The sequence below is a fragment of the Aliivibrio sp. 1S175 genome (genome assembly GCF_001690985.1).
GTDB lineage: Bacteria > Pseudomonadota > Gammaproteobacteria > Enterobacterales > Vibrionaceae > Aliivibrio.
The window spans coordinates 212,983-236,460 of the sequence record NZ_MAJS01000046.1 but is presented as its reverse complement, the minus strand read 5'-3'; the positions used below and the strand labels follow the sequence as shown (position 1 = coordinate 236,460).

Below are 23,478 nucleotides of genomic sequence, written 5' to 3'. Positions count from 1 at the left end.
TCTAAGGGACTCTTCCCATTTTATCAAGAGAGAAATGATAATGCTTAAACCCAGTGATACATGGAATTGGTATTACGACAATAAAGCACAATCACTAATGCTCGATTTAGGTATGGACATGGTATTCCGTGTTAACTTACCTTATAAAGTACTTATTGATAGTGCTTTCTCTGAGTGTAAATTCTCTGTTGATGACGCCTCTGCTTACCAAATGTTCGTAGAACACATTTCATTCTTACCGCTTTCTGAACCTCGTAAAGTTGAATTAGCACTTAATTGCGTCGCAGCTAAACGCTTTCATAAACCAATGCTACCTAAAAGTTGGTTTTTTGAACCTCAAGGCTGCGGTTACTCTCCTGAAGAGGGCGAAATTGTTTCTCTTAAGAATGATTTGGGAGAAGGGCACTTTATTATTGTAGAGAATTACGAATGTGCCAGTATGTGTATGCTAGTCGACATGGACTCTTTTGCACTTAATCCAATTAAATACATGGCATTTTGTGAACCAATTAAAGTTATGCATGATCGTATGGCCAAAATGCAAGTCGTAAACTCTGCCTATTACGCCTTAGTGGGCTAGTTAACGAGAAGCCACGCTTATCTCTATGTATTTGTAATCCCTTTCCTGAAGACTTATCACGCCTTATTTGCCCTACAAACATCGCTTCTATTCTTTATATGAATGGCTTATTGGCCATTTGTACATTTCAGCTTTCCGATAAATATCCTTAAAAAAGTTAATTATTTGTATTTCGGTCTATTAAAAATGAGACATAGAGTCAAGAAGTACAAAAAAACACCATGAAAAAAAATGGCCATAAAGCACAAAAAATAAAGCATATTTCTTATTCGATTCCTCATTTAACGGTAAATGTAAGAATATTACAGTCGCTATTTTGTTCTGGAGTAGTCCAGTTTAGGTGAGGGTTGTTCGATGGTTTTTAGTTTCCGCTTAGAAACATAATTAATGATCGGTCGGTTTTATATTTAATAAGTATTTGTTTTAAAAGGCTTAAATGAACTTGTTTCATAGGTATTTATCTACAATCTATTTATCCTTTTTCAGTAAGATTCATGTATAATGCGAGGCAATTTAATAACCAAAAGAATCCCATGAAAAAATACTTAGCCATTACTTCTAAAGGCCTTGAAAACCTACTTGCTGACGAACTTATTGCACTTGGTGTTACTGATCCAAAATTAGTTTATGCAGGGGTTACGTTTGAAGCTCCTGTTGAGGTTGTTTATCGTTGTTGTTTATGGAGCCGTATCGCTTCTCGTTTTGTTCAAATTCTTTCTGAGTTTGATGTTCGTGATGATATGGATTTATATCTAGGTGCTTCTGCAATTAACTGGCCTAATTATTTCACAGCAGATAAAACGTTAGTGGTGGATTTTAACGGTACGAACCGTGAGATTCGAAATAGCCAATATGGTGCATTGAAAGTAAAAGATGCGATTGTTGACCGTTTCACAAAAGCAGATTTAGAACGTCCAAATATTGATAAAGCGGAACCTGATTTACGTATACATATGCGTTTATCTGGCGAGAAAGGGATTCTTGGTTTTGATTTAATTGGTTCTGGTTTGCATCAACGTGGCTACCGTACTGAAGCCGGTCGAGCTCCACTGCGTGAAACATTAGCAGCAGCCTTAGTACTTCGTAGTACATGGGATGAGAGCAAGCCATTATTAGACCCAATGTGTGGTTCAGGTACGTTACTGATTGAAGCGGCGCTAATGGCATGTGAAATGGCACCGGGTGTTAAACGTGAAAAGTGGTGTTTTGAAGCACTGAATGATTTTGATGCAGAGCTTTGGGCTGAGATCCGTTCAGAAGCGCGAGTGAAGAGTCGTCGTGGTGTTAAGAAAGTAGATACACATTTTTACGGATTTGATCGTGATTACCGTGTAATTCAAACCGCTCGTGATAATGCTCGTCGTGCCGGCGTTGAAGATTTAATTACGTTTGATGTTGGTGATGCAACTAAGATTGAGCGTCCAGAAGGATTTGAAAATGGCGTAGTGATTTGTAACCCACCATACGGTGAGCGTTTAAGTACTGAGCCAGCATTGATTGCATTGTACAGTGAGTTTGGTCGTCAACTTAAAGAACAGTTTGGTGGTTGTACTGCATCAATCTATTCAAGTAATGATGATTTACTTGCATGTATACGTATGCGAGCAGATAAGCAATTTAAACTGAACAATGGTGCATTACCGTGTGTTCAGAAAAACTACTCAATTACTGAATCAGCTGAACGTAAAGAAGCCGTAAACGTTGAAGTTGCTCCTGAGTTTATGAACCGTCTTAAAAAGAATTTGTCTAAGATTGGTAAGTGGGCTCGTAAAGAGAAATTAGAATGTTACCGTCTTTATGATGCCGATTTACCTGATTACAACGCGGCTATTGATGTATACAAAGATTACATCATCATTCAAGAGTACGCGGCACCAAAAGAAATTTCAGAAGACAAAGCTCGTCGTCGTTTAACTGACATGATCCGTGCAACGGTTCTTGTGACCGGTGTAGAAACGAATAATGTAATTTTGAAAGTTCGTCAAAAGCAATCAGGTAAAAATCAATATCAAAAATTGGCTGAGAAATCTCGCTCTTTTGATGTTGATGAGTACGGTGTAAAACTGATTGTTAACTTACAAGATTACCTAGATACGGGTTTATTCTTAGATCATAAGTTAACTCGTAAAATGATTGGTGAAATGGCAGCAGGTAAAGATTTCTTAAACCTATTTGCTTACACCGGTTCTGCGACAGTTCATGCTGCTTGTGGTGGTGCAAAATCTACCATGACGATTGATATGTCTCGTACCTACCTAGAGTGGGCACAGAAGAACATGAATACGAATGATCAAACAGGAACTCAACATCAGTTCTTACAAGCTGACTGTCTGCAATGGTTACAACAAGCAGAAGGTGAGTTTGATTTAATCTTTATCGATCCACCTACGTTCTCTAACTCTAAGCGTATGGAACAGACGTTTGATGTTCAACGTGATCACATCATGTTACTTGAGAACCTAAAACGTATGCTACGTGAGAACGGGACGATCGTATTCTCGAACAACAAGCGTAATTTCAAAATGGATGACGAAGCACTAGAGAAAGCAGGCCTTCAAGCTAAGAATATTTCTAAGCAAACATTGCCACTTGATTTTGCTCGTAATAAACACATTCATAACTGTTGGATTATCACACACAAGGAAGATTAGAGACGAATGATAACTCTCTATAGCACGGAAGGCTGCCATCTTTGCGAGCAAGCGTTTGACTTGCTTGTGGAGGTGGGTGTAGATATCGAAAAAGTAGACACGGTAGACATAGCGTTCAACGATGAGCTTTTCTCTCGTTACGGTGTCACAATACCAGTGGTGGCCAATGGCTTATCTGAGCTAAATTGGCCATTCAATATATCGCAATTAAAGAATTGGTTAGAAGACAATGGCATTACTTACAATTAATAACGGTCAATTAGCGTTTGGTGATCATCCGCTATTAGACAAATCTGATTTCGTTTTACAAGAAAATGAGCGTGTGTGTTTAGTTGGCCGTAATGGTGCAGGTAAATCAACGCTAATGAAAGTGATTGCTGGTGACATCATTATGGATGACGGCAAACTTCAAATTAATCAAGATGTGGTGGTTTCTCGCCTAGAGCAAGATCCACCGCGTAATGAAACAGGCAGTGTTTTTGATTATGTTTCTGAAGGCCTAGCAGAAGCGGGGAAATACTTAAAAGAGTATCACCATATATTAGATTTATTAGCGACTGATCCAAGTGAATCAAACATTAATAAATTGGCAAGAGCACAAGAGCAAATTGATAATCTTAATGCGTGGCATTTTGATACACGTATTCAATCAGTTTTAGAGTCTTTAAAACTTGATGGTTCAATGCTATTAACCGATTTATCGGGTGGTTGGCAACGTAAGGCGGCATTGGCTCGTGCTTTAGTTTCTGATCCTGATGTATTGCTTCTTGATGAACCGACCAACCACTTAGATGTAACGACGATTGAATGGCTTGAAACTTTCTTAAAAGATTTTAAAGGCTCAATCATCTTTATCTCGCATGACCGTGCATTCATTCAATCAATGGCGACACGTATTGTTGATTTAGACCGCGGTAACTTATCGTCTTACCCTGGTAACTATGACGAATATTTGCTAGCAAAAGAAGAAGCTCTACGTGTAGAGGCAGATCAGAATGCTCAATTTGATAAAGTACTTGCTCAAGAAGAAGCGTGGATCCGTGAAGGTGTTAAAGCGCGTCGTACTCGTAATGAAGGTCGTGTTCGTGCATTAAAACAATTACGTCGTGAACGTTCAGATCGTCGTGAAGTCGTTGGTAAAGCGAACATTCAAGTGGATGGTGGTAATCGTTCAGGTAAAATTGTATTTGAAGCTGAAAACCTTCATTACTCAATTGATGGTAAAAACATTGTTAAGAACTTCAGCTTCAATGTTATGCGTGGTGATCGCATTGCCTTAATTGGTGCAAATGGTTGTGGTAAGAGTACCTTACTTAAACTGATGCTTGACCAACTGCAACCTGATTCAGGTAAATTGTATTGCGGTACGAAACTTGAAGTGGCGTACTTTGACCAATATCGTGAAGCGTTAGATCCAGAAAAAACGGTTATCGATAATTTAGCAGACGGTAAGCAAGAAGTGACAGTAAACGGTCGTGAACGTCATGCACTTAGCTATTTGCAAGATTTCTTGTTCTCTCCAAAGCGTGCTCGTCAGCCTGTTAAAGCATTATCAGGTGGTGAGAAAAACCGTTTATTACTAGCGCGTTTATTCCTTCGTCCAAACAATTTATTGATTCTTGATGAACCAACCAATGATTTAGATATCGAAACATTGGAACTTTTAGAAGAATTACTTGCCAACTATGAGGGTACATTATTATTAGTAAGTCACGATCGTCAGTTCGTTGATAACACAGTAATGACCAGTTGGATCTTTGAAGGTGAGGGCCAGATCGAAGAATTCGTAGGTGGCTATCACGATGCACAACGTCAACGTGCTAATGTACAGGCAGCTCGTGATGCAATGGCTCCAACAGTAAAAGTAAAAGCGGAAGCAGTTGCTGCTACAACTCAAAAAGTAGAGCAGGCAGCTAAGCCAAAGAAATTATCATATAAGTTACAGCGTGAGCTTGAACAGCTTCCTGAAACATTAGAGAAATTAGAAAACGAAATTACTGAACTTCAAGAGAAAGTGAACGATGCGGCTTTCTTCCAACAAGATCCTAAAAAGACTGATGAAGTCTTAGGGCGTTTAGCTGAAGCTGAGCAAGAGTTGGAAGTGGCATTCGAGCGTTGGGAAGAACTTGAAGCTCTACAATAGGAAGTTAAATGAGTAGTAAATTACAATTAACCACATTAGCTGTTTTGGTGTCCGCTGCGCTTCCTGCGCAAGCGGCGCTTTATAAAGTGGTGGAAGTAACGCCTGGCGTTTCTGGGACCGAGTATTATGGAACGGCTATTCAGCCGTCTCCAATTGCAGATAATACAACTTTTCCTAAAGGATGTTTTGAGAAGGATTGTGGGCTTGGTACTGACTATAAACTAGCAGGAGAGACTCGAGAGCGGCCAGATGGCTTCTCATATCGTGAAGAAGTCCCTTTCGCTATGGATAACTCATTTGGCTACATTGAAGATGATTACGATGGGTTTGAAGATTACTGCAATTATCAATTAGGTTATGCAACTTGTGAGTATTGGGCGTCTGATCGTTGGTCAAGTTGGTCTAATGAAACTTATGGAAGTAACTCTCAGAATTCATTAGCGTTTATTGAAGCTACTCCTGAAGCCCCTGCTAATTCAATTAATACTGTAATCAATTCTCTTGATTCATCTGGTAATGCGGTTGGTAACTACAGTACGACAACAGTTCGTAATACTCCTATACATGGGGATATTACAGGCTGGAAACAAGGCAGACAGTGGGTTACAGATGGTACTTATAGTGTTGGCAGTGTATCTTCTAAAACAGGTGTTGGTGGTGAGAGATATGAATATTACTCAAAAGCTGCTGTTTGGAATGGAACGGCGTTAACTGCTATTAATTGGAATCATAATAATACACAAGATGGCGATTATTTTGCTCAGGGCAGCATGCGCGATCTTTATGTCAATGGCACAACGTTTTATGGTGTAGGTTATAACAATTACGATGACCAACACATGAATGCCACCATATTTAAAGGTGATACTAGCAATTTAGCACTAATTACTTCAACACAAATTAACAATGCTCAAGTCGATATCAGTGGAGATAATATCAACACTAATTCTGTTGCTACTGATATCAATAAAAACTTAGTTGTCGTTGGTCAAGCAAAACGCTCGGGTAGTTACCCGCAAAATGGTGCTGCTGCAAATCGTTTGTTTATCGTTACTGATGCTTCAGTATCCTCTAATGCTTCTTTCTTTTCTGGTGGAATCTTCTTCGATGGTGCCGGTGGTGAAATGGGAGGCATTAATAATTTCAATGAGATTGTTGGCCGAATTGATTCAGAAAACTTCCGAGAATACGATGGAAAACAACGACGCCAACGTGCGTTTATTTATCCATATGGTTTAACACCTAATGTTACAAATTCAACTGAAAAGACAGCAATTACAGATAGAAAAACGATATTCCAAAATAAAGCATGGTTACTCGATGACCTAACAAATGATGGTTCAACGTCAGGCAATAACCAATACCGTATCTATAATGCTAGTGACATAAATGATGCGGGTGTTATTTCTGCTACGGCGGTGAAGTGCTCTGGCGGTTATGATTCTACTTCACACAATGCGTATTGTGGTGATGGTAATAGAGATGAAACAGTCATTGCAGTTAAATTAGTTCCTATATCCGATGATACTCAACGAAGTATTCAACCTCGTGGTTATGAAAGTACAGCGACAGAACGTCAAGGTGCAGGTTTTGGTTTTGGTGCTCTGACACTGCTTAGTTTGTTTGGTTTCATGAGAAAGCGAATTAAATAAAACTGATTTATAAGAGTAAGCCCGAAGTCACAATCTGTGACTTCGGGCTTTTTTATACTTGAAAAAGCGTTAATTTTGTCCGATTCTTAATATTGTTACCATAAAATGTTTATGGTAAACCCTAACGGAAAAGGGTGTGAATAGTAAAGTAGTATATTTATCGAAGCATTATGCCTTCCATCTATGAGGACTGAACTATGAAGAGACAAAAGCGTGACCGTTTAGAACGAGCACAATCGCAAGGTTATAAAGCGGGATTAAATGGCCGCTCATCAGAGAATTGCCCATATCAATCAATGGATGCTCGTTCATGTTGGCTTGGGGGCTGGCGGGACGCAAGAGACGACAAACATTCCGGTTTGTTTAAATAACTAAACATTAAATAGAATTTATAATTGAAGCCTCCTTGTGAGGCTTCAATTATATTCATACCAACAAACAACTAACGCACTATAACTTACCATGTTTAGATAAAAATAAAGCCAGCACATGGCTGACCCTATCGATTCATATTATTCTACAATTAGAACTTAGAAGTGTCTTGGAAAAGACCAACTTTAAGATCTTTAGCAACATAGATTTCTTTACCATCAACTAAAACACGACCATCTGCTAGGCCCATTACAAGTTTACGGTTGATAACACGTTTGAAATCAATTTCGTACGTTACTTTTTTCGCTGTTGGCAATACTTGGCCCGTAAATTTAACTTCACCCACACCTAGAGCACGACCTTTACCTTCGCCACCAATCCAACCAAGGAAGAAACCAACAAGCTGCCACATAGCATCAAGGCCAAGGCAACCAGGCATTACAGGATCACCAGGGAAGTGACAATCAAAAAACCAAAGGTCTGGAGTAATATCTAGTTCAGCAATCACTTTACCTTTACCAAATAAACCTTCAGTTTCAGACATAAGAGGGATACGATCCATCATTAACATGTTTGGAGCAGGCAGTTGTGGACCGTTTGGACCAAATAATTCACCACGGCTTGATGCTAGTAAATCTTCACGATTGTATGAACTAGGTTTGTTTTGCATTAAAGTATTACTCCTAAATAAGTTGCTGTGATTCTAGCGAACACTTGTACGCTTATCAAGTCTGATCAGCGCTGGTTAAACCAGTTCTTGATACGACATAATAAAGCAGAACACTGACTCGGATTATTATCAACGTCTTCTATATGTTGAGCTATTAAAGAGAAAATCGATTCATGTTCTTCAGATTGTAATGGTAAGCCAGTTAATAGCTCAATTGCTTGTTCAACATGACTAATGCCATGAATTATAAACTGTTTATCTTCAACTGCTCTAATTACATCGTCTGATAATACAAGATTAATTCCATTTGTTTCTGGGATAATAACACCTTGCTCACCAGTTAACCCGCGCTTTTCACACAGCTGGAAGAAGGCTTCTATTTTTTCATTTACACCGCCAATAGGTTGTACCATGCCGAATTGATCAACAGAACCTGTAATGGCAAAACTTTGGTTAATTGGCTTTATAGCAAGAGCACTTAAAAATGCACAAAGTTCAGCAAGGCTAGCACTGTCGCCATCGACTTCACAATACGATTGTTCAAATACCATTGACGCTGTAAATGGTAATGGTTCATGTGTGTTTAATTGGCTAAGTATATAAGCTTGCATGATCAACATGCCTTTAGCATGCAAATCACCACCTAACTCGACTTTACGCTCCACATCAGATAATTCACCATCACCAACATGTACGACACAAGATATACGTGAAGGTTCACCATAAGAAATAGGGTGTCCTGGTACAGAGACAACAGTTAACCCATTAATTTGACCAACTTTCTCACCATCTGTTTCGATGAAAATGTTTTGCTCTAAAATATCGTCTAATGCTCGTGATGGTAAATAAGATTCTAAATAATATTTATCATCAAATGATTGAGTAAAATCACCCGCGCAGATATGTGTTTTTGATACCGAAGATAAGGAGGCATGAGCTAAAGTAGAGTTAAGCCATAATAAACATAAATTAATCCGAGTTTGGTCTTCACACTCACGAGCACCTAATTTCAGCAATGGAAGTAGGGCGACTCCATTTTCTAGTGGTAAATGATTATGTTTGACTATGATGGATTCAATTAACTTTCTGTATGCAATAATTGAATCTGACGATATTTTAGTGTCAAATTCATATTCTGAAAACATAGACATACCAGCAAGTAAATCTGGTTCTAATTGTTCAATTTCACCAAGCAAGGCACGATCACTTACAATAATTAATTTCACATCAGCAGTTAAATGATGTTTTTTTTGTGTTGGTGATTTTGAATCGCTGGTAGGAATAGCAACGGTATGACCTTGTAATAAGCTTTTTAAACGAGGCCATAGTGCAGGAGTCGCAAGTAAAATACTTGCTGATATAATTAGAAAACCACCATCAGCTTTTTGTAATAAGCCCGTTTCTAGTACGTCACTTTTATTATGGTAAACACCGAAAAGATCAGTTTCAGAAGCGCTTTCTGCAATAATAACAGGAGCCGCATCAGAGGTCATTAAACGGTTTGAAGCATTTATCATTAACCAACGAGCGATGTAATCACGATATACATGATTATCTAACGCATTGATTTGAAGAATGTTAACACCATTTATATGAGAGAAACGCTCTAAAGCTTTGGTCAATCTAGGCTGCAGAGAATAGGGTGATTGCGCGTCAATTAGATAAGGTTCATTCAAGCTGTCTTGAATATGATCATATTGTGGCGTGATTAAAAATGGCGTGTCTAACTGCATGCTTACTTATTAATAAGAAATAAAACCGATTATACATCACATAGTCACATACGTCTGATTTTTCAGTAATTACATTATCAATTCGAGTTGAATCTCATTACAGAGTAATTTTATTGAAGAAAGTGATAACTAGAGTTACACTGTCACCCAAATTTTATTCTCTTTATATTAGGTGTACATGAAATATCAGCAACTTGAAAACCTAGAAGCCGGTTGGAAATGGATGTATTTATTTAATAAACACCGTATGGGAGGAGCTATTACTTGTTATATTGATTCTAGTGAGCAAGCGCAATGGGTAGATGAGTTTTTAAAACTTGAACATGAGCCAGTAAAAGCACTTAACTGGATTCAAAAACATATGAATCCAGAACTAGAAAATAAACTAAAACAAGCGATTCGAGCAAAAAGAAAACGTCATTTTAATGCTGAACAAGAGCATACTCGTAAAAAATCGATCGACTTAGATTTTCGAGTGTGGGAAAAGCTCTCACTTAGAGCTCAAGATCTTGATTCAACGCTTTCAGATACAATTGAGTATTTGTTAAGTGAAGCGTCAAGAACAGAAAAGGCAAGCCAAACGGTTTCATCTCTTAAAGCAGATTTGCATGAATTATTAAAACAATAATCCACGCAACAAGATAATACGTACAGCGATATAATGCACCTTAACCAAAGTGCATTATATTAATCAAACAACTCAATAACTAACGCATTGTTTTTTATTACTAAATTAGGTTTAGCTGATTTAATTAAAGATTCTTTTAATTTATCAGAGCTTAACTTGTACGCCGGTTCATTCGATAACGCGTATCCAATCATAGAGACTGCAGGCTTTAATAACGAGATTAGATCAGTTGAGAGTTGTTTATCTTTATCTTCAAATTTTTCTAACTTCAATGATTTTAAATAGATTTCTCCCGTTTCTTTGTCGTATTCAGGAATAGCGCTAAATTCTAGTGTTAAATTTAAATTCTGTTTTATCTCATCCATCATTTGAATGTCAGCGGTAGTGTTAGCAACAACACTGATCCTGTCAGCATCAAGACGCCCAATTTTCACATCAACGTTTTCTACATTAATTTGTGCGTAGATAAAGCCAGGGACACCAACTGATTTTTCTACATGAATTTCATTAGAAAGATAATCGGTCATTTCTTTTTCTGTGATTGAATAGCTAGCACAGCCAGTTAAGAACATACTAGATAACAAGGTAAATAATGGCAGCTTTGTAATATTCATTGGTAACCTTAAGTTCTTGAGCACAACATGAAGAAAAGTATAAATCGTGACAAGGTAACAAAATACAATGTGGACTAGTTTAACGATAACTATAGATAGAGACAAATTTAATAGAAATAAAACCATAAACGACTAGATAAAATATAGCATATTCAGCACATATCGCTCTATTAAAAGCCTTAACCCAAGTGCGTATTATGTATATTATGTTAAATGGCGTATGGAGAAGCCCACGTTTAGTTCTATAGTTATCCCCTTATCTCACTATGGTTTCTTCGCATTACTGATTTAACCATAATCGTATTTACCATAAAATAGCTAATAATCATTAAATAATACTTCGTATTCATCCATTGATTATTAGCGTAAATCTATAGAAGCTAATAATTGTGTTAACTCTATTGATCTTATCGGTTTTGAAATAAAATCATTCATCCCAGCATCTAAGCATGATTTTTTTTCAGTCTCCATCGCGTGAGCTGTTATTGCTATAATCGGTAATCTAACCCCAAGACTTCTTAGTTCTTTGGTTGCGGTTATACCATCTTTTATTGGCATTGAAACATCCATTAAAATCAAATCGTAATAATCTAATATTAATTTTTGTGTGATCTCTTTAATGGCATCTTCACCATTATTTACGATACAGACTTCGTGCCCTTGCTTTTCTAGCATTAATTTAATTATTACTTGATTGGCTTTGTTATCTTCAGCAATAAGAACTCGCATTCTTTTTACCGAAATATCTACATCATTATGTAGTATAACTTTTGGTTTTTTGGTTGTTTCTTTTAATGGTAAAACTACGGTGAATTTACTCCCTTCATTTAAAGAACTTTCGACTGTAATTGTGCCATTCATTAATTCAGTTAAGTGTTTTATGATCGATAAACCTAACCCTGTACCTCCATATTGTCGAGTAATTGAACTATCTGCTTGTACAAATGGCTGGAATAATTGATTTAATGCCTTTTTACTAATGCCAATACCTGAATCAGACACTGATATTGAAATTAAACCATCATCTAACTGAGCAATATTTACACTAATAATGCCTTTTTCGGTAAATTTTACGGCATTTCCAACAAGATTGAATATTATTTGAGCTATTCTTGTTGGATCTCCATATACATACTTAGCTATTTTATGTGACACGGTCACATTTAAATTTATCAGTTCGCTGTCTATCTTATCCTTGAAAAAATCAACTGAGTTACTAATTGTGCTTAGTAAATCAATAACCTGTTCATCTAAAGTAAATGACCCTGCCTCAATTCTTGAAATATCTAACACATCACTAATGATCGTTAATAATAATTGTGCTGATGACTCCATTTGATTTAGCCAATCTCTTTGGTTGCCAGATAAAGAACTATCTTTAAATACATCTACTAATCCAAGAATAGCATTTAGTGGCGTTCTAATTTCATGACTCATCATTGCAAGAAATTGAGACTTTGCTGTATTTGCTTTCTCTGCTTCGCTTTTAGATTTCTGAATATCTCGGACTTGTTTTTTTCTTCTGGAAATATCTTTCAACGTTCCTCTATAGCCAAGCAATAATCCAGACTCGTCAAAAAATGGAGTGCCACTAAGAGAAAACCAAATTTTATGATTGAATATTTCAGGACACCATTCAATCTCATTAAAAGCTGTTTGATTATGTCTTGAGGAATTAATTATCGAAATAATTAATTCCTCATCAAGAAGGTTAAGTAAATTTCGAGAGAGGATTGGTACGCTATTTATCTTTGAATCTGATAAATAGGTGAAGTTAAATTTAAGGTCTGTTTCCCAAAACCAATCACCTACGGTTTCAGCAAAATCTTGAAAGCGTTCTTTGCTTAATTTTAATTCTTTCGTTTTAATATCGACTAATGCATTTAGTCTATCTTTGTAATCAATATCAATAATAGCCCTTTCAATAAGAGGCATAAAACGCTGTAAACTTTCTTTCGTTGATGTGGAATAAACACCAAAATGTGAACTCATTAAAATAATGACAGCATAACCAGAATCGGACTTTATTCCACTAATGGCAACAGAGGTAAAATACGATTGTAATATCTTTGAATCAAAAGTGAAGTGAGGCGTTTGAGATGGTTTAAATAAAACGATTGTTTCTTTATGGCAAGCTCTATAAAAAAGCTCGTTATATTTCCAGGTTAATTTATTTAAAGAAGAATCAGTAGATGCAAGGACTGAGAAAATTTCAGCATTAGACGACGATAAAACAAGAGCGTTATCAAATGGAATAAACTCTTTAATAACAGTCAATAAGCCATTAAAAATATCTTCTTTGGTTTGAGCTTCCGAAATAATTGAAAGGCCATTTAATATTACTTGGTTTTCTTTTTGGAGATGAGCTTCACGTTCTTTACTGCGTTTTAATTCCAACCTAAGCTCTTGAAGTTGTTCTTTCTCCGTGTGATTTTTCAAAAATAATTACCTGATTAATAATGGAATAAAACGGTAGAAACCATTAAATTACCATGTGCATTTTCACCACCGGTAAATCGACCCTGCTCACCAAAAGTGAATGGACAAATAAAAGGAGCATCATGCATGGCTGAGGTTACGGAATCATACACTTTTAACATTGAAGATTTAATATGCATCATAGAACCCGCACAAAAAATATTTACTCCTCCAATGGGAATGAAATTTTCCGGTTGATACCCTATGGCTGAATTAATCACTCTTTGAGGCCGAGAAATAATTTGGTCCTTTTCTCCATACATCATATAGATCTCATCGCCAACATTAATATCTGCAAAACATTCAATTCCCCCATCGTGAGTAATTTTTGCTGGGTGGGCTAATTTAAAATAAGGGACATTATCCATATAGCCAGCAATTCGTCCTAAAGGATATTGGGCCATATGCTCTAACAAATTTTGTTCTTTATTAATGAGTTCTGACATTTGTGTCCACTCTTTGTAAACATCAATAATTGGCAGGTTATCAATTTCATAAAGTATTCGTTTGTTGGTTTTTGTTACGAAGCCAGAAATATCAAAGGGTGCATAGCCGGAATGAAAAGAATACGAGACCTTACAAGAGGGATAAAAGATAGAAATAGAGATACCAGTATTAACGATATCTTCTTGAGTAAAAATACACCAGTTGCCTTTATTGTGATTATCTGCAGCAGTACCTCCAATCAGAGGTACCGCTGTTCCAAAAAAATCATCAATGGTAGATATTATGATTTCTTCATGACCGGAAGTCGCATGAAGAAGAATTAATGAGGGCAATTCCCCTTCTCGACCACTGTCAGAGATCGCAGATTCTAATAATTGAATGGTGAGCAAAGCGACATTATCATTGTCTTCATATTGACTAATGCTTGTACCGTATCGACCATTTTTTAAATCAATAAGTCCCCAAACCGCAATAGCCTTATTCGAAGCAAAACCATCATTTGTCATGATTCCCTGACATGAACTACAGCCATGAATTTTACTTGTTGGAAAATATTCTTTTAATAATGATAATACAATTTTTTCATCGTACTCTTCTGTCAAATAGCAAAGTAAAATACTTGGTTCAGTAAACTCTTCTTTCAGGTTCATGATGCATTCTTTAATTGCAATTTCTGTATCTGTTTTCTGTGAAATACAGCTAATTATCTTCATAACCATTCCAAGTAGTATTACTTATGCTTCAAATTAATCAATTTTAGATTGAGTCTTTTATTTTTAGCAGTTAAAAATTTAACTCATTGTATTTAATCACTTTTCATCTGAAAAAATAACATTTAATGTCTTTTCTTTTAAGGTGATGTTCATTTTCCACCTCATTTCATTGTGTTTACATTTAGGTAAAAAAACCGAATACAATTGACTGTTATTACCCGCTTTTTCAGGAATGAATTTTAGTATTCCCATATTCATATCTATTCCTTCCGCTTCAATTTTTAATTCTGTATCACTTCCTGCTACAGATACAGTCATTTCAGTGTTTTGTTTAATGGGCCTTTCTATTACGTCAATAATGATCTGATTCTTATCAAGATTCAATATACATGCTTTATTTGTTATGTCACAAACATCAGAATCTTCACTTATTAGACTCATGTCACTTACTGGAACGTAGGTTACTGTTCTCCAAGTAAATGCAGTGATTAATACCACCAATAAGAAAATAAGTTGATATAAACGAGGACCTGTTAACTTTTCTATAGCCATAGTTGAAAAAACCTTTGTTATCTAGTTCAAAAAAAGAGAAAAAATGTTGCTTAACCGTAAAATTACTATAGGCACCAACTATGATTCATTTTTGAAGTGAAGTATCATTGATGTCGAAAATGCCATTTTTGCATTAAAAAAGGATATTTCAAAATAAAAGGGTCACAAATCTAATTATTAGAGATAGAATTTTGGATGGCATTGCGGACAATTTGTTCGCGTTAAGGAAAGTAAAGTGTAGTTATAATAAAAAAGTGGAAGCATGCAATTATGAGCCAATTACAGCAGCATGAACAAAACTACAACTATACCGTTGTTCGTCAATTCACCTTAGTTACTATTCTATGGGGTATTGTCGGCATGGGTGTGGGTGTATTAATTGCCGCTCAATTAGTCTGGCCGCAACTCAATTTTGACACACCATGGCTTACGTATAGCCGTTTGCGTCCTCTGCATACTAATGCAGTGATTTTCGCATTCGGTACAAGTGCCCTCTTTGCAACATCTTATTATGTTGTTCAGCGTACTTGTCAAACACGTTTGTTTGGTGGTCCATTAGTTGCGTTCACCTTCTGGGGATGGCAAGCAATTATCTTAGCGGCAGCAATTTCGTTGCCTCTAGGGATGACATCAGGAAAAGAATATGCAGAATTAGAATGGCCGATTGATATCGCGATCACTCTAGTTTGGGTTGCGTATGCTATTGTTTTCTTTGGAACATTGTTTAAACGTAAGACATCTCACATCTACGTTGCAAACTGGTTCTTTGGAGCATTTATATTAACCGTTGCGGTTCTTCATATTGTGAATAGCCTTGCTGTTCCAGTATCGCTAGGTAAGTCATATTCGATTTACTCTGGTGCTGTCGATGCGATGGTTCAATGGTGGTATGGCCATAATGCAGTAGGATTTCTATTGACTGCAGGCTTCTTAGGTATGATGTATTACTTCGTACCAAAACAAGCAGAACGTCCAGTTTATTCTTACCGTTTATCTATTGTGCATTTTTGGGCATTAGTATCACTTTATATCTGGGCCGGCCCTCACCATTTACATTACACTGCGTTACCTGACTGGACTCAGTCACTTGGTATGGTGATGTCATTAGTTTTATTTGCTCCTTCTTGGGGCGGTATGATAAATGGTATTATGACGCTGTCTGGTGCTTGGCATAAACTTCGTTATGACCCTATCCTTCGATTCTTAGTCGTTTCTTTATCGTTCTATGGTATGTCTACCTTTGAAGGTCCGATGATGGCGATTAAATCAGTTAACGCACTCTCTCATTATACTGACTGGACTATCGGTCATGTTCATTCTGGTGCATTAGGTTGGGTTGCGATGGTTACGATTGGTGCACTGTACCATTTAATACCTAAGCTATTTGGTCAAGAACGTATGTATTCTGTATCCCTTATCAATGTTCATTTTTGGTTAGCGACGATTGGTACTGTTCTTTATATCGTGGCGATGTGGATTTCAGGTGTTATGCAAGGTCTAATGTGGCGTGCGGTTAACGCAGATGGCACATTAACGTATAGCTTTGTTGAATCATTAGAAGCATCTTACCCATTCTATTTCGTTCGTTTTGTTGGTGGTTTAATCTTCCTGTCAGGTATGTTCCTACTTGCATATAATGCATATAAGACCATTTCCTCACCGAAGAATAGCCTAAAAGCAATTCCTCAACCAACACTATAAGGAGATCAGGTTATGAGTTCTAATCGTCATGAAATCATAGAAAAAAATGTTGGCCTCCTCGCTGTATTGGTTATTGTTGCTATTAGTTTTGGTGCGTTAGTCGAGATCACTCCGCTAATATTCCAAAAGCAAACAACAGAGCCAGTTGAGAACCTACGCGTATACACTCCTCTAGAAATGGAAGGTCGTGATATCTACATCCGTGAAGGTTGTAATGTTTGTCACAGCCAAATGATCCGTCCATTCCGTGCAGAAACGGAACGTTACGGTCATTATTCTGTTGCTGGTGAAAGTGTTTGGGAGCATCCATTCTTATGGGGTTCTAAACGTACAGGTCCAGATCTAGCTCGAGTTGGTGAACGATATTCTGATGAGTGGCATCGTGTTCACTTAATGAACCCTCGTGATGTAGTTCCTGAATCAAACATGCCTGGCTTCCCTTGGTTAGCTGAGAACGTGCTTGATGGTAAATTAACGTCGAAGAAAATTGCCATTTTCCGTAATAACTTTGGTGTTCCATACACTGAAGATGATGTGAAAAATGCATCTGAAGCGGTTAAAGGCAAGACTGAAATGGATGCACTTATTGCTTACCTTCAGTCTCTTGGCCACGCAATGAAGTAAGGAGGTCCCTATGGACGCTGGAACTATTCATGCAATTTGGACAGTCATTCTGTTTTTAAGCATGGTAGGCATTATTTTCTGGGCATACAGTAAAAAACAAAAAACACGTTTTGAAGAAGCGGCTAATTTGATTTTTGCTGATGAAGAAGAAAATAGTACTTCAAGCCAACTTAAGACAGGAGTCGAAAAATAATGAGTACTTTTTGGAGTCTCTGGATAAGTGTCATTACCATTGGTACGCTGATAGGTTGTGGTTTACTTCTTCGTTTTTGTCTGAAAAACACTACAGGCGTTGAAGAAGGTGAAGATATGGGTCATGAATACGATGGTATTCGTGAGCTAAATAATCCATTACCAAAATGGTGGTCTTATATGTTCTGGGCAACAATCGTTTTTGCGATTGTTTATTTAATTCTTTACCCAGGATTAGGCAACTTCAAAGGCGTATTAGGCTGGACAAGTTCAGATCAAACCGTTCGTACCGTCGAAGAATCAAGAGCATCAATAGCGCGTTCTCATAAAGATAAAACGCTTGATGAATACGCTCGAGAACTTGATGAAGCGAACCAAAGTTTTGGTGAAACATTTTCAAAACTTGCCTATAAGCCAGGAACCTCTGAGTTCCGTGCTATTACTGACATTGCAAATGACAAAGAAGCATTAAAAGTAGGTCAACGTTTGTTCCTACAAAACTGCTCTCAGTGTCATAGCTCTGATGCAAGAGGCATGAAAGGCTTCCCTAACCTAACCGATAATGCATGGTTATATGGTGGTGAGCCTCAAGCTATCAAAACAACTATTATGAATGGTCGTATTGGTAACATGCCAGCTTGGGGGGATGCTTTAGGTGCTGATGGTGTTAAAGAAGTAGTAAGTTATACTCTTAGCCTATCTGGCCGTAAAGTAAACGTTAAAGAAGCAGCTGCAGGTAAACAACGATTTATCGTTTGTGCTGCTTGTCATGGTACAGATGGCAAAGGTAACCCTGCTCTTGGGGCTCCGGATCTAACTGACAATGATTGGTTATTTGGCGATTCTCGTGCTGATGTTACTGAAACAGTAGCTAATGGCCGTCAAGGTGTAATGCCAGCTTGGAAAGACATATTAGGCGAAGAGAAAATTCAACTTCTTTCTGCTTATGTCTGGAGCTTAAGTAATAAATAATAAGAACAACGCCCCTGTATACTCAGGGGCTTTTACTTTTTTAACTAAAGTACTTTAATAGGGAATTATTACTATGTCTCAACCTTGGTATAAGCAGTTCTGGCCTTGGTTTCTCATCATTCTTCCAGGTACCGTTGTCGTTGCTTGTATATCAACTTACATTTTATTTGTAGAGCACGATGTTGATCTGGTCGCAGAAGACTATTACAAGAAAGGCAAAGCAATAAATGTCGATCTTTCAAAAATCAAAGTAGCTCAAGAACTTTCAATTTTTGCTAAGGTTCGCACTGTGGATAACACTATTGAAATTCAATTAGATAAAGGAAAGCTCGAGCATAATCCTGCAATTAAAGCTATTTTTACTCACCGTACATTGCCCAATCATGATTTCTCGCAATTATTAACCTCTGATGCAAAAAGCGTTTATCGTATTCAATTAGAAGAACCTTTAACGGGTCCTTGGTTTATTGAATTATTGCCACATAACAGTACTTGGATGATTCAAGGGCGCGTAAATTTCCCTACCGCAGATTTTTTTCCTTTAGGTAAGTAGACCATATGTCGAAGGATTGTTACCACTGTAGTGAGCCGGTTCCTTCCGGTTCACATTTTCAAGTTGATATTTTAGGTGAACATCGCGATATGTGTTGCCCTGGTTGTGAATCTGTCGCGCAAACCATCGTAGATAATGGTCTCTCGTCTTATTATCAATATCGTACTGCCCCTGCTGATAAAGCAGATTTAATTCCAGAACAACTTAAAGCTCTAGTGCATTATGACCATAGTGAAATTCAAAAAGAGTTTATTCGGTCAAGTGATAACGCCAAAGAGGTGACACTGTCACTTGATGGTGTTTCTTGTGCTGCTTGTGCATGGTTAATAGAAAAGCAACTGTCAAGTGCCAAAGGCATCCATCGAATTCAAGTTAATACGTCAACACATCGAGCCTTATTAAGTTGGAACCCAAAAGAAACAAAATTAAGTACGTTGTTAACTCTTATTCACCAACTTGGTTATAAAGCTGCCCCATTTGAAGCAGATAAACAAGAAGAAGAATACCATCGTTCAATGAAGCAATACTTATATCGTCTAGGTATTGCAGGTTTAGCTACGATGCAAGTCATGATGCTTGCTGTTGCCTTATACCTAGAAGTATTTGGTGATTTAGATGCAGAGTTTAGAAATTACCTTCGTTATGTCAGTTTAGTTTTTGCAACACCAGTAATGCTTTATTCCGCATTACCATTTTATATGAACGCTTGGCGTAGCTTAAAAACAAGGACATTAGGAATGGATGTCCCCGTTTCTATTGCTATGCTATTTGCTTACTTTGCAAGTGTTGTTGCAACCGTGACCGAAACAGGAGAAGTTTTTTTTGAATCGGTGGCGATGTTTACTTTTTTCTTGTTACTTGGTCGATTCTTAGAAATGCGAGCTCGTCGTAAAGCGGCGGCAATTACTGGTAACTTATTAAAATTAATACCTGTTATGGCGACATTAATATCAGGTAAAAAAGTGCCTGCAAGAACGCTCGATGTTGGTGACACCGTAATTGTTCCACCAGGAGAACACTTACCTGCGGATGGTATAGTACTCTCTGGTTGTAGTGCTATTGATGAATCCATGTTTACAGGTGAATCAATGCCAGTCGCTAAAAAAGAAGCCGACCTTGTTTATGCCGGTACTATTAATGGTGATGGAAACCTCACGATTAAAGTCACAAAAACCAAAGCTGATTCATTAATCTCTAATATCGTGAAATTACAAGATGAGGCTCAAATGTCGAAGCCTAAAGTGGCTGAGATTGCTGATTTAGTGGCTCGTTATTTTGTTGCTGGTATTTTAATTATTTCTGCATTTACTTGGTTTTATTGGCATGAAACCAAACCTGATGATGCTTTTTGGATCATGCTATCTGTTTTAGTCGCTACTTGTCCTTGTGCTTTATCTCTAGCGACACCAACTGCGATTACTTGCTCTACTTCTCGCTTAGCACAACTTGGTTTAATGTTACGCCGTGGTCATGTATTAGAAACATTATGCAAAGTAAATCGCTTAGTAATTGATAAAACAGGCACGTTAACAGAAGGTAATATTCGGCTAACTCAACTTCATTCTTTTACTGATATTTCAGAAAAAGAAATAAAAATGATTGCAGCAGAACTAGAATCTTTTGCCAATCATCCTATTGCTCGTGCTTTTTCACAGTATCGAGACTCAACGCAGACCCGTTTTGAACGAGTTGAAAATATTATAGGCTCTGGCTTACAAGGCTTTATCGGTAACGATGAATGGAAAATTGGTCATAAAATCTTTGCCGCACAAAATTGTCAATTAGAAAACCATCAAGATTATCAAGTGTGGTTATCTAAAAATGGACAAGCGGTTGCCGCTTTTGTATTGGATGACCCAATTCGCCAAGAAAGTAGAGTCTTAATTCAATCCCTGCACCATTTAGGTATTAAAGTTACAATGCTCACTGGTGACAGTAGCTCTTCTGTTGAAAGAGTGGCTAAAGCTTTAGATATTGATGACGTCATTTCAGGGGCAACACCGCAAGGTAAATTGGATTATTTAAAATCATTACCAAAACAAGAAGTAAGCTTGATGGTTGGTGATGGCATTAATGATGCCCCTACTCTTGCTGGAGCGCATTTATCTATTGCTATGGGATCAGGAACTGATGTAGCAAAAGCCTCTGCTGATATGATTTTACTAGGAGACAACCTCTCTCGACTTATTGAAGCGAGAGAGTTAGCAATCAAAACTCGGAAAATAATCCGTGAAAACTTAGCATGGGCATTAGGCTATAATGCCATTATCTTACCTCTTGCCGTCATGGGATTGGTCGCTCCTTATATTGCCGTTGTTGGAATGTCGGGAAGTTCAATTATTGTTGTATCTAATTCACTCAGGTTATTAAAAGAAAATGGCTAGTTTATATTTATTAATCCCAATTGCGATCATGTTAGTTTGTGTTGCCGTTGTTGTCTTTATTTGGGCTGTTAAGAGTGACCAATTTGAAGACTTAGATCGTCAAGGAACTGAAATTTTATTTGATGAAGACACCCCAGTAAAAAAGACTAAAAATGAACATTGATCTTGTAGGCGCTTTTTTTGTTGGAGTGATGGGAGCGGCTCATTGTATAGGAATGTGCGGCGGTATATCTGCCGTAATATCAATGAATTCGACAAACAAAAGACATCCGCGCTGGCAATTTATCCTTCTTTATAATATTGGAAGAATAATTTCATATTCTCTTTTTGGTTATATTATTGGTGGGTTGTTTGTTTCGATTGCCCTAGCATCAGAAAGTTATAGTGCATTAGTAGCATTAAGAGTATTGGCTGGGCTACTCATGTGTCTATTAGCATGTTATATCGCTAATTGGTGGAAAGGTCTCGTTTATATTGAAGTGATAGGCAAACGGCTATGGCAATTAATATCACCATTAACAAAACCACTCCTTCCTTTAAAAACGCCCCTGCATGCGATTCCATTTGGATTTTTATGGGGTTGGCTACCTTGTGGGTTGGTTTATTCAACATTAAGCTGGGCTGCTGTTTCAGGTAGTGCCAACAATGGTGCATTAATTATGATGGCATTTGGTTTAGGCACCCTCCCGGCCATGTTTTTAGTTGGCCTAGGTGCTCAAATCTTTAAATCATGGCTAAACCACAAGATAACCAAGAACATTAGCGGTTTATTATTATTAGCATACGGAATTCATACGATATATATTGCTATAGATCAACTAAACTAATTATATTTTTTTTGCATAGTTTTGTTTTTATGCTACCACTTTGGTTCAGGTTAATGTTAAAATTGACATAGGTCAATTATAAGAGCATTGAATTAAATGATGTCAGATAACTCAGCAAACAAACGAATCCAATCAGGCGGTTGTGCTATTCACTGCCAAGATTGTAGTATCAGTCAGCTATGTATTCCATTCACGTTAAATGAATCAGAATTAGATCAGTTGGATGAGATTATTGAGCGTAAAAAACCAATTCAAAAAGGCCAAGAGCTTTTTAAAGCTGGTGATGAGCTACGTTCACTCTATGCTATTCGCTCAGGAACAATTAAGAGTTACACAATTACAGAGCAAGGCGATGAGCAAATTACCGCTTTTCACTTAGCTGGTGATTTAGTAGGTTTTGATGCCATTTCTGAAGCTGAGCATCCAAGTTTTGCTCAAGCTCTTGAAACATCAATGGTATGTGAAATACCTTATGAAATTCTTGATGACCTTTCTGGTAAAATGCCAAAACTTCGTCAACAAATCATGCGTTTGATGAGCAATGAAATCAAAGGCGATCAAGAAATGATCCTATTGCTTTCTAAAAAGAATGCTGAAGAACGTCTCGCTGCTTTCTTATATAATTTATCGACCCGCTTCCATCAACGAGGTTTTTCTCCAAGAGAATTTCGTTTAACCATGACACGTGGTGATATTGGCAACTACTTAGGCTTAACAGTAGAAACCATTAGTCGATTATTAGGTCGCTTCCAAAAAACAGAAATGCTTACGGTTAAAGGCAAATACATCACGATTAATGATCACGATGCATTGGCTGAATTAGCAGGTTCTGCAAAAGAGATAAAATAAGTCCTCTCCTCCCACAAATAACATAAAAAAGTGAGGTATTTCTCTTTGAAGTACTTCACTTTTTTGTATTCTAACGCTACAAATTCCCCCCCAAGGTGCTAAAGTAAATATAACAAAACGATGTTATAGATTTGGTTTTACCA

The 23,478-nt window shown here is 37.3% G+C and carries 22 protein-coding genes; 16 read left to right on the top strand and 6 right to left on the bottom strand.

What is annotated here, in order from left to right:
* Window positions 1-40: 40 nt before the first annotated feature.
* The 6 genes from A6E06_RS14075 to rmf all read left to right on the top strand — a co-directional run bounded on the left by A6E06_RS14075 (window position 41) and on the right by rmf (window position 7,397).
* Window positions 41-580, top strand: coding sequence for a cell division protein ZapC (locus A6E06_RS14075; protein WP_065591112.1), 540 nt, complete (start codon window positions 41-43; stop codon window positions 578-580).
* A 533-nt stretch (window positions 581-1,113) separates the two neighbouring features.
* The gene (rlmKL, locus tag A6E06_RS14070) at window positions 1,114-3,231 is read left to right on the top strand and encodes a bifunctional 23S rRNA (guanine(2069)-N(7))-methyltransferase RlmK/23S rRNA (guanine(2445)-N(2))-methyltransferase RlmL (protein ID WP_065591113.1); all 2,118 of its coding nucleotides are present in this window, start codon (window positions 1,114-1,116) and stop codon (window positions 3,229-3,231) included.
* Window positions 3,232-3,237: 6 nt separating this feature from the next.
* Complete coding sequence (locus A6E06_RS14065; RefSeq protein WP_065591114.1) at window positions 3,238-3,480, top strand: glutaredoxin family protein; 243 nt, start codon at window positions 3,238-3,240, stop codon at window positions 3,478-3,480.
* On the top strand, window positions 3,461-5,374 hold the full coding sequence (locus A6E06_RS14060) for an ABC transporter ATP-binding protein (protein ID WP_065591115.1): 1,914 nt from the start codon (window positions 3,461-3,463) through the stop codon (window positions 5,372-5,374). The genes A6E06_RS14065 and A6E06_RS14060 overlap by 20 nt, the downstream gene beginning before the upstream one ends.
* Before the next feature lie 8 nt (window positions 5,375-5,382).
* The gene (locus A6E06_RS14055; RefSeq protein ID WP_065591116.1) at window positions 5,383-7,026 is read left to right on the top strand and encodes a DUF3466 family protein; all 1,644 of its coding nucleotides are present in this window, start codon (window positions 5,383-5,385) and stop codon (window positions 7,024-7,026) included.
* Between the two features lie 197 nt (window positions 7,027-7,223).
* Window positions 7,224-7,397 carry a ribosome modulation factor gene (rmf, locus tag A6E06_RS14050; RefSeq protein WP_060990978.1) on the top strand — a complete coding sequence of 58 codons (174 nt, stop codon included), beginning with the start codon at window positions 7,224-7,226 and terminating at the stop codon, window positions 7,395-7,397.
* A gap of 152 nt (window positions 7,398-7,549) precedes the next feature.
* Here the strand turns inward: rmf and fabA are convergent, their stop codons facing one another.
* Together fabA and A6E06_RS14040 are read right to left on the bottom strand one after the other, a co-directional pair.
* Window positions 7,550-8,068: a bifunctional 3-hydroxydecanoyl-ACP dehydratase/trans-2-decenoyl-ACP isomerase gene (gene fabA / locus A6E06_RS14045; RefSeq protein ID WP_065591117.1), complete on the bottom strand. Its 519-nt coding sequence runs from the start codon at window positions 8,066-8,068 to the stop codon at window positions 7,550-7,552.
* A gap of 65 nt (window positions 8,069-8,133) precedes the next feature.
* Window positions 8,134-9,801, bottom strand: a complete 1,668-nt coding sequence (locus A6E06_RS14040) for an AAA family ATPase (RefSeq protein ID WP_065591118.1) — start codon at window positions 9,799-9,801, stop codon at window positions 8,134-8,136.
* A 178-nt stretch (window positions 9,802-9,979) separates the two neighbouring features.
* Between A6E06_RS14040 and matP the strand changes: the two genes are divergently transcribed.
* A complete protein-coding gene (matP, locus tag A6E06_RS14035; RefSeq protein WP_065591119.1) occupies window positions 9,980-10,429 on the top strand; it encodes a macrodomain Ter protein MatP in 450 nt (149 codons plus the stop codon).
* A 59-nt stretch (window positions 10,430-10,488) separates the two neighbouring features.
* Here matP and A6E06_RS14030 read toward each other — a convergent pair whose 3' ends face one another.
* The 4 genes from A6E06_RS14030 to A6E06_RS14015 form a co-directional block, all read right to left on the bottom strand.
* Window positions 10,489-11,043: a DUF1439 domain-containing protein gene (locus tag A6E06_RS14030; protein WP_065591120.1), complete on the bottom strand. Its 555-nt coding sequence runs from the start codon at window positions 11,041-11,043 to the stop codon at window positions 10,489-10,491.
* 360 nt (window positions 11,044-11,403) lie between these two features.
* Window positions 11,404-13,482 carry an ATP-binding protein gene (locus A6E06_RS14025; RefSeq protein ID WP_065591121.1) on the bottom strand — a complete coding sequence of 693 codons (2,079 nt, stop codon included), beginning with the start codon at window positions 13,480-13,482 and terminating at the stop codon, window positions 11,404-11,406.
* Window positions 13,483-13,496: 14 nt separating this feature from the next.
* A complete protein-coding gene (locus A6E06_RS14020; RefSeq protein WP_083190341.1) occupies window positions 13,497-14,681 on the bottom strand; it encodes an FIST signal transduction protein in 1,185 nt (394 codons plus the stop codon).
* Window positions 14,682-14,777: 96 nt separating this feature from the next.
* Window positions 14,778-15,233, bottom strand: coding sequence for a hypothetical protein (locus tag A6E06_RS14015; RefSeq protein WP_065591122.1), 456 nt, complete (start codon window positions 15,231-15,233; stop codon window positions 14,778-14,780).
* 270 nt (window positions 15,234-15,503) lie between these two features.
* Here A6E06_RS14015 and ccoN point away from each other — a divergent pair, with 270 nt between their 5' ends.
* The 9 genes from ccoN to A6E06_RS13970 all read left to right on the top strand — a co-directional run bounded on the left by ccoN (window position 15,504) and on the right by A6E06_RS13970 (window position 23,335).
* On the top strand, window positions 15,504-16,934 hold the full coding sequence (gene ccoN, locus A6E06_RS14010) for a cytochrome-c oxidase, cbb3-type subunit I (protein ID WP_065591123.1): 1,431 nt from the start codon (window positions 15,504-15,506) through the stop codon (window positions 16,932-16,934).
* A gap of 12 nt (window positions 16,935-16,946) precedes the next feature.
* Complete coding sequence (gene ccoO / locus A6E06_RS14005) at window positions 16,947-17,558, top strand: cytochrome-c oxidase, cbb3-type subunit II (protein WP_065591124.1); 612 nt, start codon at window positions 16,947-16,949, stop codon at window positions 17,556-17,558.
* A gap of 10 nt (window positions 17,559-17,568) precedes the next feature.
* Window positions 17,569-17,751, top strand: coding sequence for a CcoQ/FixQ family Cbb3-type cytochrome c oxidase assembly chaperone (locus A6E06_RS14000; protein WP_060990987.1), 183 nt, complete (start codon window positions 17,569-17,571; stop codon window positions 17,749-17,751).
* On the top strand, window positions 17,751-18,722 hold the full coding sequence (gene ccoP, locus A6E06_RS13995) for a cytochrome-c oxidase, cbb3-type subunit III (RefSeq protein WP_065591125.1): 972 nt from the start codon (window positions 17,751-17,753) through the stop codon (window positions 18,720-18,722). Before A6E06_RS14000 ends, ccoP begins: the two co-directional genes overlap by 1 nt.
* A 73-nt stretch (window positions 18,723-18,795) precedes the next feature.
* Window positions 18,796-19,275 carry a FixH family protein gene (locus tag A6E06_RS13990; protein WP_065591126.1) on the top strand — a complete coding sequence of 160 codons (480 nt, stop codon included), beginning with the start codon at window positions 18,796-18,798 and terminating at the stop codon, window positions 19,273-19,275.
* A 5-nt stretch (window positions 19,276-19,280) separates the two neighbouring features.
* A complete protein-coding gene (locus tag A6E06_RS13985; RefSeq protein ID WP_065591127.1) occupies window positions 19,281-21,659 on the top strand; it encodes a heavy metal translocating P-type ATPase in 2,379 nt (792 codons plus the stop codon).
* Window positions 21,652-21,822: a cbb3-type cytochrome oxidase assembly protein CcoS gene (ccoS, locus tag A6E06_RS13980; RefSeq protein ID WP_065591128.1), complete on the top strand. Its 171-nt coding sequence runs from the start codon at window positions 21,652-21,654 to the stop codon at window positions 21,820-21,822. The genes A6E06_RS13985 and ccoS overlap by 8 nt, the downstream gene beginning before the upstream one ends.
* Window positions 21,812-22,486, top strand: a complete 675-nt coding sequence (locus A6E06_RS13975) for a sulfite exporter TauE/SafE family protein (protein ID WP_065591129.1) — start codon at window positions 21,812-21,814, stop codon at window positions 22,484-22,486. Before ccoS ends, A6E06_RS13975 begins: the two co-directional genes overlap by 11 nt.
* A 96-nt stretch (window positions 22,487-22,582) precedes the next feature.
* Complete coding sequence (locus tag A6E06_RS13970; RefSeq protein ID WP_065591130.1) at window positions 22,583-23,335, top strand: FNR family transcription factor; 753 nt, start codon at window positions 22,583-22,585, stop codon at window positions 23,333-23,335.
* Window positions 23,336-23,478: the final 143 nt, after the last annotated feature.